Source organism: Qingshengfaniella alkalisoli (assembly GCF_007855645.1).
GTDB classification, from domain to species: Bacteria; Pseudomonadota; Alphaproteobacteria; order Rhodobacterales; family Rhodobacteraceae; genus Qingshengfaniella; species Qingshengfaniella alkalisoli.
The window spans coordinates 347,575-360,200 of record NZ_CP042265.1 but is presented as its reverse complement, the minus strand read 5'-3'; the positions used below and the strand labels follow the sequence as shown (position 1 = coordinate 360,200).

The window sequence follows — 12,626 nt, the reverse complement described above, 5'->3', positions numbered from 1 at the left end:
TCTACCACTCCGCGCGTGGATCGCCGTCATACAGCGCCTGTCTCAGCACTACCGCCTGGATTGTGGACAGAAGCAGGTCTAGCCCGCCGAGCAGGAGCATCCCGTCCGGGTAATCCATGAACAGATACCCAAGAACGAACAACGATCCGGCCGCGAACCTGCCAGCTACAACCAGATAGGTGATGAAGATATATCGAAACGGGTCGCGGATGACCGGGATATACATCGCGGTGATGATGGCAAGCAGCAGGCCGACATTCTGCAGCCAGTGAATCGTGTTGGTGATCCCGAAGTCACGAAGGTTTTCCAGATATCGCGGTGCAAACAATCCGGGCAGGAAGAACAACAGGTTGAGCACAAATCCCAGCCCAACGAGGAACCGAAGCCAACCAAGTGCGCGATAGCTGCTATACATCGGCCCTCAAGCTCCCTCAAACAGCCAGCGGAAATGCGGGGTGTAGAAGCGGTCCTGCGGATCATATTCCTTCCGCAGCTTCAGGAACTGCTTGATTTCTTTTCCAAAAGCTTTCTGCGTTTGAAGTGGCGTGATTGACCCCGTCTGGTTGAACAGCGGCGTGCCGTCATGCTGTGAGCAGAACTCGTTATACGCGATCAGGAACCCTTCCCAACCCGGAACGCCGGTTGCCACCGGGTCGAGCGTCAGAACCGGTCCGCGGCGCGTGTAGGAAAACAGCGATTGCCTGTCTTGGATGATGTGGTAGCCCACATTCAGCATGTCGCAGCGGAAATGGTTGTCGCGGTTGTATCGTTTGCAGAACTCGAAATAGTCGAGGATCGCTTGACCGTATTTCTCCTTCGGAAAGGCCCAGATCGAGAAAGTGTAGGATGCAAAGCCAGCGGTTTCGGGATAGCGAATGATCTGGTCGGCAGGGCTGGAATTCACATCCTTCAGGATGGTCGCCATGAACCAGACTGTCACGCGGTTCAATTGATTGAGCAACCAGTTGCGAATGCGCCTGAACGGAATAATGTAATATAACAGGTGCGACACGAAGGGCCACAGCGTCTTCCAAGTGTAGTTACGAACTTTCCACTGCCAACTACCCGATTCCGGTTTGCCCGGGGCATCGTATCGATATTCGACAACGACCTTGTCGAGAAACGGAAAGAGATACAGCATGATCGACTGATTTGTCGCGATCAGTTCGTCCAGTTGATCGGCGAATTCCTTAACATCATAGGATACATGTCGCACTGCCATCGCATTGATGCGCTTCACCCGGTAAGTGACCTCGACCAAGATTCCCAACATGCCGTAGGATGATCGGACTGCCGCCATGAGATCGGGAGTGTCGGCCTCCGTGACTTCGAACACCTCGCCGTCGTACCCGACAAGCTTCGCGCCGATGCAGTACGCGGCTACCTGACCATATTCCCAGCCGCCTTCGACTTCGTCATAAAAAGATGCGTCCTTGGTACCGCCGCACGCGCCTGAACCGACCGTCAGATTGCCGATCTCGCAATTGACGTAAAACTGAAGCCCTTCCTTTTCCAATGCCTTGGCCGCATCTATATGGAAGACGCCGGCCTGCATTGTGATGGTGCGATTTTCCTTGTCGATCTTGAGGATTTTGTTCAGGCCCAGCATATCGATCACGGTGCCATTTTCATTCACCACACATTTCGTCGTCGAATGATGTGATCCCTTCACCCGCACGGGACCCGGGTATCGGCCCTTGTCTTTGACGATGGCCTGAATGTCCCCGATGCTCGTCACCTGCTGCACCGAATGGGCATGATAGGTGATCGCGCGTTTCCAATTCTGAACCTTCCGAACCATGAACGCCCCCGTTCTCTGTCGCCTTATCAATTCGACCTCAGCTTCGGCATCCGTGCTAGGCAGGTTATCCTGCCTTTGCTGTTGCCTTACGCTAGGTTAACAGAAGAGGGCGAGTCGTGCATACTGGCGATAAAGCGGCCCTTGCGCGTGGCGAAATGGGCTGGATCAAGGATACGGCATCATGGCAGAAGAGGTTCTCGACAAGATTCTGGGATGGGTTGCGCGTCGGACCGACCGCTTGGCGACGTGGCACAAATTTCCCTTTCCAGTGGCCCTAGGGATCGTGCTCGGACATCGGGTCAATCTGCGTAACGGGAACCTGTCCGACACCGAAACAGCACCACCGGCACTGGAAAAATGCGACGATCCGGGTCTTCCCGAGGGTTTTGATCACCGCGAATTTCGCACACCCGACGGCAGCTTCAATGACCTCGACCAGCCCTGGATGGGCCGCGCCGGGCAGCGCTTCGGTCGCAACGTTCCGCTGATCGACGGGTTCTGCGAAGCCGAAGATCGCTTGATGTCGCCTAGTCCCCGGCTGGTTTCGAACAAGCTGATGGCGCGGAGGGAGTTCATTCCTGTGCCGCACCTCAACCTGCTGGCTGCGGCGTGGATACAGTTCATGGTGCATGACTGGCTGGGGCACGGCGCGAACGACAAGACAAAGGTCCGGGAGATTCCCTTGCCGGAAGGTGACGATTGGCCCGGCAGAAAGATGACCGTTCTGGCCACCAGCCCGAAAGACAATGTCAGCCCCGCCGATGACGGACGCCCCGACACCTTTTGCAATATCGAAACCCATTGGTGGGACGGGTCCCAGCTTTACGGGTCTAGCTGGTCCTTGATGGAGCGGCTTCGGACGACACCGGATGGTAAGCGGTTGGATGACGGCACGCTCTATCTCGACAACAACGGCCTGCTGCCGCTCGATGATCGCCTTCAGGACAAGCGACCAGGGCAGGAATTGTCGGGAGTTAACGGCAACTGGTGGGCGGGGCTGTCGGTGCTCCACACCCTGTTTGCCCGCGAACACAACGCTATCGCCGCACGCCTTCGCGCCGAATACCCGTATCGTGATGGCGAATGGGTTTTCCAGAAAGCACGTCTCGTGAACGCGGCGTTGATGGCGAAGATACACACAGTTGAATGGACCCCTGCCCTGATGGACAGCCCCGTTGGTCGCATGGCGATGCGCGGCAACTTCTGGGGGCTGACGGGCGAGCGACTGACGCGTGCTTTCGGGCGTATTTCCAACAGCGAGGTCATTGGGGGCATTCCCGGATCACAGAAGGATCATCATGACGTGCCCTATGCGATGACCGAGGAATTCACCTCGGTATACCGCCTTCACTGCCTGCTGCCGGATGATTTCACCTTTCGCAGCGCCGATGATGACGGCATGAGACTGGAAACGGATCTGAACGGTGTTGCCTTCGGAAATGCACGTAAGCTCTATGACCAGTTGAGCTTCAACGACGTGCTCTATTCGCTGGCGACGGAGCATCCCGGCGCTATGTGCCTGCACAATTTTCCTGAGCTATTGCGTCGGATCGACAAGAATCCGGAAGACGGGATTTTCCTCGATCTTGCCGCTGTCGACGTGTTTCGCGACCGCGAAAGGGGTGTTCCGCGTTATGCCGATTTCCGTCGTCTGATCGGGTGTCGCCCGCCGAAAACCTTTGCAGACATCACCGACAACAAGGACGATCAGAAACTGCTCGAAGAGGTCTACGGCACCGTCGACCGGGTCGATTTGCTCATCGGCTGTCTGGCGGAGGCGGGATCAGCGCGAAACTGGCCGCCTCGTTTCGGCTTCTCGGATACCGCGTTCCGCATCTTCATCGTGATGGCCTCGCGACGGCTGAAAAGCGACCGGTTCTTCACCGACGACTTCACCCCGGAAATCTATACAAAGGTCGGCTTCGACTGGGTGCAGAATAACGGGTTTTTCGACGTTCTGGCGCGGCATGCGCCTGGTCTGGCAGGGCATTTCTCCGACGTCCGAAATCCGTTCTTTCCGTGGGCGCGGGGGGCTTAAGATGGTACGCCGCGTTCACATCCCAGCTATCGCGGACCTGTTGATCCTCTCGACCCCGTCGGACATTGCCGAAGCCGCACAACATCCCGCGCTGGATCGCCGTTTTTCAAGCGTTGACGGATCCATTCTGAACGAACTCATCGCCCGACGCATGCACAGAAACCTGCGGATCGGCGACCGGCTGCTGCCATCTGCCGCTCCGCGCGACGATGAGGATCGGCAGACCTCGCAGGCCAAACTTGCCAAACGGCTGAACCGCAAGCAGGCAGCATGGGACACCGCGACCTTAGACGCGCTGGCGGACTACACCCTGGACCGGACCAAACGCCCCTTGGGCTTGCTGGCCCAACAGGCAGTGGGATCGGCTTTCAACAAGGACTACGTCGCAACACGCGATACTTGGCGCGCCGCACAAGTTCTTGACGCCTCGCTGCGCAGTTTCAATCCGTTGCGACGGGCGCTCTGGGCCGCGACAGAGGCCGTACCGCGCGCGCAAAAGCGCCTGGGCCATCCTGTGCATGACAACCCAGCGGCGATCCACGCCACCGGAATCGCCGTGCATACGTTGGTCCGAGCGTTGGAAACCTTGCGAATGGTCATGGCCGACCGTCACCTACAACGAAGCCTATCGACCCGCGCCGTTCTTGCCCGCGCGATCACCGCACCAGACAGTGTTCTGCGTCAGGTGAAAACCCCCTGCACCGTCGCCGGGCAGCCCATGAAGGCGGGGGGGCTTGTCATTCTCAGAACGCGACAAGCGGCAGAAGCGCATCTGGATCTTTCGACAGCATTTCTATCCGGAAGCTGGAGCAAATGCCCCGCAGACAGCTTCGTGCCCCGAATGATCGCGGAGGTCTGGGCGCGCGCGATGGGTGAGAGACTGGACCGCACCGGAGCACTGCCATGATTGCATCCCTTTCGAAATCCGAAACCCGGCAGGCAGCCGAAGCTCGTGCGAAGGACTTTCGTCGGCTACTGCTTTTGGTTCTGGTTGTTGAAGGCATGCTGGGATTGCTTGCCATGGTCTGCCCGACTTGGGTGCTTGGCGATGTGAATGAAACGAGCCGGCTTGGCGGCGCACTGCTGTTGTCTTTTGCAATCATGCATGTCCCGGCGCTTCTACAGGCCGAGCTTTACCGCCTGGCCATCGTTCTCGGTGTCATAGCCCGCATCCTGATCGCGTTGACTGCCCTGTTCCTCACGGCCGGGTTCAACTTCTTCGCACTGATCGAGATGGTCTTTGCCGTCACGCTCTATGTCGGTTTCCGGACAATGGTAATCGCTGTACTGCAGGCACGACCGTGATCAAGTTTTCAGCGCCGTCTGAGCAGGCCGATCTCGTAACTCGCGCGTCATGACAAGGCTGATGCATAACGCGATGGCGACAGTTGCGAGACCGACGCGTAACCCGTGCGATTCTGCGACCAGCCCGATCAATGGTGGTGAAATCAGGAAACCGGCCAATGCGATCTGAGACAATAGCCCCACGTTAGCTGCGGAAGATCGGCCGGGACGCCCAGACACAACCGACACGCCTAGCGGAAAGCCCGAGGAAAGCCCAAGCCCAACCAGCCCAAAGCCAAGGCTTGCAACGGAGCGGTTGCCTGCAAAGACCAGCAACGCCAGACCGATCAACGCGGTCAGCACGAACAGACGCGCCGCACGAACAGTGTCGAATCTCTGCCGAATCCAGTCGCCATTGAAGCGTCCGAAGGCAATCGCGAAAGCGAAGATCAGATAACCGGACCCAGCAGCAGCGGGCGACGCATTAAATACATCGGTCAGGTAGACAGCCGCCCAATCCGCCATCGCACCTTCAGCCAACGCGATACCGCCCGTAAACAGGCACACTGCAAAGACCGGCCAACCGGGACGCGTTGACGGATGTCTGGTCTTCGCCTTGGTTTCGATGGCGGGCAGTTCTCGCAAACCGGTTGCGGCGTACAGCGCTGGTACCACCATCACCAAGGCTATCGTCAGCAGCGACGCGAAGGGTCCGATGCCTTGATGTGCGAAGATGGTAGATACGGCCCCGCCTGCGAGCACGCCAAGGCTCCAGAAACCATGACATCCCGCCATGATCAGCCGGTCGCCGTACCGCTCGATCCGGTCGGCCATGACGTTCATGGCCAACTCGACGGCCGCCATGAATACCCCACCCATCATCAGGAAGTAAAACAGACCCCATTGCGACTGCGCGGTCGGTACGAATGGCATCGCAACGAAAAAGCCGAGCAGAGAAACCAGCAACAACGGTTTTGCGCCGACGCGATCCGCCAGCCGTCCTGCGAAAATTAGCGATATCAGCAAACCGATGGGCATCCCGATCAGTGCCCACGACAAATCTGCCGGGCCAAGGTCAAGCTTTTGCTGCAGCTCGGCGATACGGGGAAACCAGGCCCCCAGCAGCAGCGGCTGAACGAAGAATACCGCGCGAATGAAAAAGCGGTCCTTAGGTCCGGATTGGATATCGGTCATTGTGATCCTTCTCAGCGCATGTCTGAACCCGCGCATCACGACCTGAACTGATACGGAATGCAACCCGGCGTGCGACGAAAAATCATCGGAACGTTAGACTGCTTCCACCTCGCAGATCGACGCCGGATTCCCGGACAACACAATGACGCGATCTGCTAAACGCTTGGCCTCGGTCCGGTCATGGGTCACAAGCAGCAGCGCAGGCCGGAACTGCGCCAGCATGCTTTCGGTAAGGCGCAGCATCGCCTCGTATGTGTCGGGGTCCAGCGACGCGAAGGGTTCATCCATGATCAACAATTCGGGGCGACCGGCAAAAGCACGTGCCAGTGCGACGCGCCGCTGTTGGCCCAACGATAACTGATCCGGGAAATGGTCTGCTGCTCCCGCTAGCCCGACACGCTCAAGCATCTCATGCGCCTGCGAGCCCGAAAGTCCCTTGTTCAGCAACGTCAGGTTTTGCCCGACACGGCGCCAACGCAGGAGATTGGGCTCCTGAAATACCACCGCTTTGCTTTGAACCGTGCTGACCGCCCCATCGAAGTCGTTGTCAATTTCACCCACGATGCGAAGCAATGTGGACTTTCCTACGCCTGACGGGCCGATGATGGCTATTTTTTCAGAGACTTTCATCGAGAAGCTAATGTCTCTTAGGATTTCGCGCGCGCCAAATTTTTTGCTTTGGATAGCAATATCTATCATGCGGTTCTCCAGCGACGGGCCGCGCGTTCCCACGGCTGAAGCAAGAGCACCTCGACAACCAGCATGACCGCGATAAAGGATAGTGAATAGACCAGCACCATCGGCACATCAAACTGCTGAAAATACAGATGCACTTTGAAGCCTATCCCATTGGAACGACCTAGAAATTCAACGACGAGCACTATTTTCCAGATCGTGGCCAAACCCGAACGCGCCGCTACTGCAAAATAGGGTGCGAGCTGCGGCAGATGGATGTGACGCACGCGATCGCAGCGGGACATACCGAATACTTGGGCTAAATCCTCCAACCGTGCCTCGAACGTCCGCGCACCTTCTCGAATGATCGTCACGACGTTTGGGATCTTGTTCAGCGTGACAGCAGCGATAGCCGCCGTTTCATTCAGCCCGATCCACAGATAGCACAGCACGATCAGGACCAGCGCGGGCAGGTTCAGAAACACGACCAGCCAGCTATCGAGCCAGCTATCCACGGTCGCGTTACGCCCCATCACATAACCCAAGCCAGTTCCCAGCACCAAGGCCAGACAAAACGCCCACAGGACGCGTAGCAGGGTGTGGCCCAGATGGGTCGGAAGTTCGCCGGACATCACTTCTTGCCGCATCGGACCTACCAGCGCGGCAGGCGACGGCAGCACCGATGGATCACCGGTCCAGACCGCAGCCAGCCACCAGAGGACAAGCAGTGCGCAGATTGAGCCAAAACGGGCGAATTTGTACCTGGTCATCCTAGTGCGGCAAGCGCAGGAACAACCCCTCGGGCAATTCATTGGCTCGCCCGACGAGGTCTTCACCACCCAATTCCGCCAGCAGGTTCAGCATCCGTGCCGCTGCGGTTTCATCGACGTTGCCGGGTGGCGGAATACCCTCCACAAAACCATCGCGCAACGACCGAAACTCAGTATCGTTCGCGGCGTTCATCAATGGACGCAGATCGTTCCAAACCTGTTCATCGGTTGTCAGGATGATTTTCGCCTCGCGAGACGCGCGGTATAGTCCAACCACCAGTTCAGGGTGCGCTGCTGCGAAATCTTCCTTCAACAAGTAGACCAGCAAGGGCGTATTCGGATCCAGGCCAAGCGACCGCGCCGCCTCAGAGACAGAGACAAGTTCGCGCATCCCAGCGGCCTGCATCTTGGCGGTAAAGTGCCAGAAATTGACGGCCGCATCGGTTTTGCCACTAATCCCCGTCTTGTAGATCAATGGTGGAGCCCCGAATACCTGCTCACTCGTCTCGGCGATGTCGAAGCCATGTTCCTGAATTCCGAACGCCCGCAATAACAGCCAGTTCTTGTCCAATGGTCCGCCCGCGATCCCGATCTTGCCTGTTTTGATATCCACTAAGGCTTGTGCGTCGCTGGATTCCGGTACGAGTATGCCCCCAACTGCCTTGGAATACGGGAACGCGACGTATTCTTTGCCCTCTGCCCGCTGACGCGCCGCCCAGATCCAATCGGTCACGATCACGTCCGTGGCGTCACCTGCAAGGGCTATGCGTGTGGCGGCCCCGTCAGCCAGCCCAAGCACCTCCAGTCGGAAGCCATTCGCTTCGTCAAGCCCGCGCGACTGGATGGTTTTCATTTCCCAGTTTACGGTCCCTGTTTCAAGAACCCCCACGTGGATCACTGGTAGAGGTTCGGCCCACAAAGACGACCAGCCCATCACCAGTGCGATGGTTGGCAAAAGCTTGTGAAGCACGCGCAACGTGATCATGGCCCGGTCACTCAGGCGTCACACGCCAGATCACGTCGCCAACGTCATCGGCCACTAGAAGCGAGTTGTCCGGTCCCAATGTCACACCGACGGGCCGACCATAGGAAAACTTTTCATCAGGCGCGAGAAAGCCGGTCAAAATGTCTTTTGCCGGACCCGACGGTTTACCATCCTTGAACGGTACGAAGATCACGCGATAGCCGCTCAGTGTACTGCGGTTCCACGACCCATGCTGGCCGATTGCCATGCCTTCGCCCCAGCCTGGTAGCGTTCCGTCCGGCACCCAGCACAAACCCAGAGAAGCCGTATGCCCGCCCAAGGCGTAATCGGGCTGGAGCGCGGTGGCAACCTTGGCAGGATCCTGCGGCACCCGATCATCGACGATTTGTCCCCAATAGCATAGTGGCCAACCATAGAACCCACCGTCCTTAACCGAGGTCAGGTAATCGGGCGGCACCTCATCTCCCAACCCGTCACGCTCATTGACGACCGTCCACAGCTCGCCGGTGCTTGGCTCCCATGCCATCCCGACAGCATTGCGTAGCCCGGATGCGAAGATGCGGCTGTCACCTGATTGTAGGTCGATTTCGTAGATCGCGGCGCGCCCCTCTTCCGCCTCCATCCCCTCATCGCCGATGTTGCTGAGAGAGCCCACGCCTGCGTAAAGCTTTTTGCCATCCGCGCTGAGCAGCAGGCTACGCGTCCAGTGACCGCCAGGCTTGAAGTCGACGATTTTGCGTCCTTTGCCGGTGATCTTGTCGGCGCCATCTTCATAGGGGAAGGCCATAACACCGTCGGTGTTTCCTACGTAGAAGGTACCGTCTGTCATTGCCATGCCGAAAGGCTGGGGCTGGTTCTCGATGAACGTCTTTCGGACATCGGCAACACCATCTCCATCCTTGTCACGCAGAAGCGTGATCCGGTTGGCGCTGACACCGGCGGCTTTGGCGCGCTGCATCGTTGTAACCATCGCATAGTCGAATGCGGAACGGATTTTCCCCGGAACACCCGACGACTCGGCAACGAGGACATCACCATTGGGCAACACGTGAATCCACCGCGGATGGTCGAAGTCGCGGGCATAGGCATTGACCTTCAATCCCGGTGCGGCGACTGGTTTTTCGTCGCCCTTCCAGCCGCGCGCCGACGGCATTTTCAACGTCGGAATACCCTGTGGCCGCGCTTCGGGAATTTTGGGTTGCGATCCGAATGCCTGCGTATCTGTATCCGCGCCCTGCCAGCGGCGAAGCAAGATCATGCCGCCGCCAATCATGGCAACGACGCGTGCGAAGCTGCTCGATAATCCCATGAAGTCTCTCCCGTGTTTGCGCTCACGCTAAACGAGAGCGCTGTGGCATGGAAGCGCCCTCGGCCAATTTTCAGGATCAGCCGTTGGGAAGTTTGTACGCCAGAATATAGTCGCCCGGCTTCGTGCCGATCGAGCCGTGGCCGCCGGCGACGATTACGACGTATTGTGTTCCGTCAACGGCATAAGTCATCGGTGTAGATTGGCCGCCGGCAGGCAACCGACCTTTCCACAGCACCTCGCCGGTCGTCAGGTCGTATGCCCGCAGATAATCATCCACTGCCGCTGCAAGGAACGCGACGCCACCTTTGGTGATGATGGGACCGCCAATGCCCGGCACTCCCAGTTCAAACGGAAGTGGCAGAGGCGTCATGTCACGGATCGTCCCGTTCTTGCGCAGATAGGCGATATCCCCGGTACGCAGATCAGCTCCAGCAACATATCCCCATGGGGGGGCCTGACAGGGAACACCCAGAGGGCCAAGAAAGGGATGCATATTAACACCATATGGCGCGCCCTCGTTGCGGTTCACGCCGTGTTCACTTCCTTTCGCTTCGGGATCAAGCGGTGGCAGATCCTCAGCAGGGATAAGTTGCTGAATGAAAGCAAGATGGGTCGGCATGCCGAACATCACTTGACGTTCCGGATCGACCGCGATTGAGCCCCAGTTGAATACACCGAAGTTGCCGGGGTAAACAATCGTACCCTTGGGTGACGGCGGGGTATAGCGTCCCTCGTAACTATAGCGATGCAGCCGGATACGGCAGATCATCTGGTCAATCAGGCTCGCGCCCCACATGTCACGTCCGCGCAGCGGGCGCGGTTCAAAGGTCAGCTTGGACACCGGTTGCGACGGGGCCGTGAAGTCTTCGGGAATGGCTCCGCCAGGTGCGTCGCGTTCCGATACGGGTAGGAAAGGTTCACCATTTCGACGGTCCAGAACATAGATATCGCCTTGCTTCGTCGGTTGGACAAGTGCCGGAATATTCTCATCAGTCTCAGCGGTGAGATCAAGCAGAACGGGCTGCGCGGGTACATCCATGTCCCATAGGTCATGATGGACCGTCTGGAACACCCATTCCTGCTGTCCGCTGTCGACGTTGAGCGCGACGACCGAAGATGAATGTGCTTCTACCGCGTCGCTTCTGCCCATACCAAGCTGGTCCGGAACCTGATTGCCAAGCGGGATATAAACCATGCCTAGTTCCGGATCGACGGAGAACACCGACCAACTGTTCGGTGAGTTGGCCGTATAGGTCTCGCCGTCCGCGATATTGATCGGCGTGGTGTCGTTGGGATTCGCGGAGTCCCAGTTCCAGAGCAACTCGCCTGTAAGGATGTCGAACGCACGGATCACGCCCGATGGCGAGTAGATGGAGTAGTTGTCATTTACGGCGCCGCCGATGATCAGCTTGCCATCCACCGCGATGGGCGGCGATGTTGAATAGTAAAAGCCCGCCGGGTTGAAGGGCATGCCGCGTTCCAGATGTAGCGTGCCATTTTCCGCGAAGCTATCACAGACACTACCGTCAGCCGCATCCAGCGCGATCAGCCGCGCATCAGCGGTTGGCAGATAGACACGCTCGGCACAGGGATCGCCAACATCAATGTCGGGGTTCTTCCAGTAGGTTACACCTCGGCATGTTTGGTGCTGGCGGTCGGGCTCCAGCCCGGAGTTGGCGTCGAATTTCCATTTCTGTTCTCCGGACACAGCATCAATAGCGATTGCCCAGTTATGCGGTGTGCAGACATAAAGCGTATCACGTATTTTGAGGGGGGTTACCTGATAGGTCGTTTCGCCGACGTCATCGGGTCCTTTGACATCACCGGTTTGGAACTGCCATGCCAGCTCCAGTTGCGCGACATTATCACGTGTGATTTGTTCCAGCGGGCTGTAGCGTTGCCCATATTGGGTGCGTCCGTAGCGGTGCCAGTCCTCTGGTCCAAAATCATCGCCCAACGCCGGATCGGGCGTAACGACCGCTTCCGGCAATCGACCGGGTATATCGATCACGTTCTGGGTCATGGAAATAACGGCGATCACGATGGCAAGCGCGTTCGACAAGGCGAGCGGGATAATCGCCTTGGAACGGCCATCGTGCATGCCGCGGCGAATGGCCGGAAGACAGAGCCAAAGCCCAAGAAGCACGATCAGGCCGCCGCGCGCGCCAAGTTGCCACCAATCGAAGCCGATTTCCCAGATAGCCCAAGCCAAAGACCCGAGAATGTAGGCCGAGTATATCCAGAATACGCGGGAGTCGCGCTGAAAAGTGCACCAGGCGCAAGTCAGAAAGACAATGCCTGCCACCGCATAGTACCAGCTCCCACCCAAAGCGGCCAACCAAACTCCGCCTATTCCCAAGACTGTCCCGAGAAGTGCGAAGATGATGGCTGTGATCAAATGTAGCATAAGAGCCTCTTCCGCATTGCAAATGCCCGAACGGTCCTAGTGAAGGCGCGCGGCCTCTGCCGAATAGCCAAATCGGATTTTATACGAGGCACTTAGGCATGAATCTTACGAAAGCGCAACGGGCTGGGGCAGTGACTTGGACGAATGCGGAACCGAAGCTCCG

The 12,626-nt window shown here is 58.0% G+C and carries 11 protein-coding genes; 3 read left to right on the top strand and 8 right to left on the bottom strand.

Annotated elements, in window-relative coordinates; translation table 11 throughout:
• Position 1: 1 nt before the first annotated feature.
• Both FPZ52_RS18150 and FPZ52_RS18145 read right to left on the bottom strand, forming a co-directional pair.
• Positions 2-415: a hypothetical protein gene (locus FPZ52_RS18150; protein WP_146367009.1), complete on the bottom strand. Its 414-nt coding sequence runs from the start codon at positions 413-415 to the stop codon at positions 2-4.
• A gap of 6 nt (positions 416-421) precedes the next feature.
• A complete protein-coding gene (locus FPZ52_RS18145; RefSeq protein WP_146367008.1) occupies positions 422-1,801 on the bottom strand; it encodes an FAD-binding protein in 1,380 nt (459 codons plus the stop codon).
• A 181-nt stretch (positions 1,802-1,982) separates the two neighbouring features.
• Here FPZ52_RS18145 and FPZ52_RS18140 point away from each other — a divergent pair, with 181 nt between their 5' ends.
• Genes FPZ52_RS18140 through FPZ52_RS18130 form a run of 3 tightly spaced genes read left to right on the top strand, consistent with a single transcriptional unit; the run spans position 1,983 to position 5,144 of the window.
• Positions 1,983-3,839: a peroxidase family protein gene (locus FPZ52_RS18140; RefSeq protein ID WP_146367007.1), complete on the top strand. Its 1,857-nt coding sequence runs from the start codon at positions 1,983-1,985 to the stop codon at positions 3,837-3,839.
• 1 nt (position 3,840) lies between these two features.
• The gene (locus FPZ52_RS18135) at positions 3,841-4,746 is read left to right on the top strand and encodes a hypothetical protein (protein ID WP_146367006.1); all 906 of its coding nucleotides are present in this window, start codon (positions 3,841-3,843) and stop codon (positions 4,744-4,746) included.
• Positions 4,743-5,144, top strand: a complete 402-nt coding sequence (locus FPZ52_RS18130; RefSeq protein ID WP_146367005.1) for a hypothetical protein — start codon at positions 4,743-4,745, stop codon at positions 5,142-5,144. Before FPZ52_RS18135 ends, FPZ52_RS18130 begins: the two co-directional genes overlap by 4 nt.
• Here FPZ52_RS18130 and FPZ52_RS18125 read toward each other — a convergent pair whose 3' ends face one another.
• From FPZ52_RS18125 to FPZ52_RS18100, 6 genes are all read right to left on the bottom strand, one after another.
• A complete protein-coding gene (locus FPZ52_RS18125; RefSeq protein ID WP_168201416.1) occupies positions 5,145-6,317 on the bottom strand; it encodes an MFS transporter in 1,173 nt (390 codons plus the stop codon). It lies immediately after the preceding gene.
• 93 nt (positions 6,318-6,410) lie between these two features.
• Positions 6,411-7,016: an ABC transporter ATP-binding protein gene (locus FPZ52_RS18120; RefSeq protein ID WP_146367003.1), complete on the bottom strand. Its 606-nt coding sequence runs from the start codon at positions 7,014-7,016 to the stop codon at positions 6,411-6,413.
• A complete protein-coding gene (locus FPZ52_RS18115) occupies positions 7,013-7,762 on the bottom strand; it encodes an ABC transporter permease (protein ID WP_146367002.1) in 750 nt (249 codons plus the stop codon). The genes FPZ52_RS18120 and FPZ52_RS18115 overlap by 4 nt, the downstream gene beginning before the upstream one ends.
• 1 nt (position 7,763) lies before the next feature.
• Positions 7,764-8,738 (bottom strand): ABC transporter substrate-binding protein, encoded by a 975-nt coding sequence (locus FPZ52_RS18110; protein WP_420851738.1) that lies wholly within the window; start codon positions 8,736-8,738, stop codon positions 7,764-7,766.
• A 16-nt stretch (positions 8,739-8,754) separates the two neighbouring features.
• Positions 8,755-10,056 carry a PQQ-dependent sugar dehydrogenase gene (locus FPZ52_RS18105; protein ID WP_146367001.1) on the bottom strand — a complete coding sequence of 434 codons (1,302 nt, stop codon included), beginning with the start codon at positions 10,054-10,056 and terminating at the stop codon, positions 8,755-8,757.
• A gap of 76 nt (positions 10,057-10,132) precedes the next feature.
• Entirely contained in the window at positions 10,133-12,463 is a 2,331-nt protein-coding gene (locus FPZ52_RS18100) for a glucose/quinate/shikimate family membrane-bound PQQ-dependent dehydrogenase (RefSeq protein WP_146367000.1), read from the bottom strand.
• Positions 12,464-12,626: the final 163 nt, after the last annotated feature.

What these genes read in the sequence shown, in the direction of transcription:
- FPZ52_RS18140 (WP_146367007.1), top strand. Translation starts at nt 1,983, where the DNA reads ATGGCAGAAGAGGTTCTCGACAAGATTCTGGGATGGGTTGCGCGTCGG.
- FPZ52_RS18135 (WP_146367006.1), top strand. Translation starts at nt 3,841, where the DNA reads ATGGTACGCCGCGTTCACATCCCAGCTATCGCGGACCTGTTGATCCTC.
- FPZ52_RS18100 (WP_146367000.1), bottom strand. Translation starts at nt 12,463, where the DNA reads ATGCTACATTTGATCACAGCCATCATCTTCGCACTTCTCGGGACAGTC.
- FPZ52_RS18105 (WP_146367001.1), bottom strand. Translation starts at nt 10,056, where the DNA reads ATGGGATTATCGAGCAGCTTCGCACGCGTCGTTGCCATGATTGGCGGC.
- FPZ52_RS18115 (WP_146367002.1), bottom strand. Translation starts at nt 7,762, where the DNA reads ATGACCAGGTACAAATTCGCCCGTTTTGGCTCAATCTGCGCACTGCTT.
- FPZ52_RS18145 (WP_146367008.1), bottom strand. Translation starts at nt 1,801, where the DNA reads ATGGTTCGGAAGGTTCAGAATTGGAAACGCGCGATCACCTATCATGCC.
- FPZ52_RS18125 (WP_168201416.1), bottom strand. Translation starts at nt 6,317, where the DNA reads ATGACCGATATCCAATCCGGACCTAAGGACCGCTTTTTCATTCGCGCG.
- FPZ52_RS18120 (WP_146367003.1), bottom strand. Translation starts at nt 7,016, where the DNA reads ATGATAGATATTGCTATCCAAAGCAAAAAATTTGGCGCGCGCGAAATC.
- FPZ52_RS18130 (WP_146367005.1), top strand. Translation starts at nt 4,743, where the DNA reads ATGATTGCATCCCTTTCGAAATCCGAAACCCGGCAGGCAGCCGAAGCT.
- FPZ52_RS18150 (WP_146367009.1), bottom strand. Translation starts at nt 415, where the DNA reads ATGTATAGCAGCTATCGCGCACTTGGTTGGCTTCGGTTCCTCGTTGGG.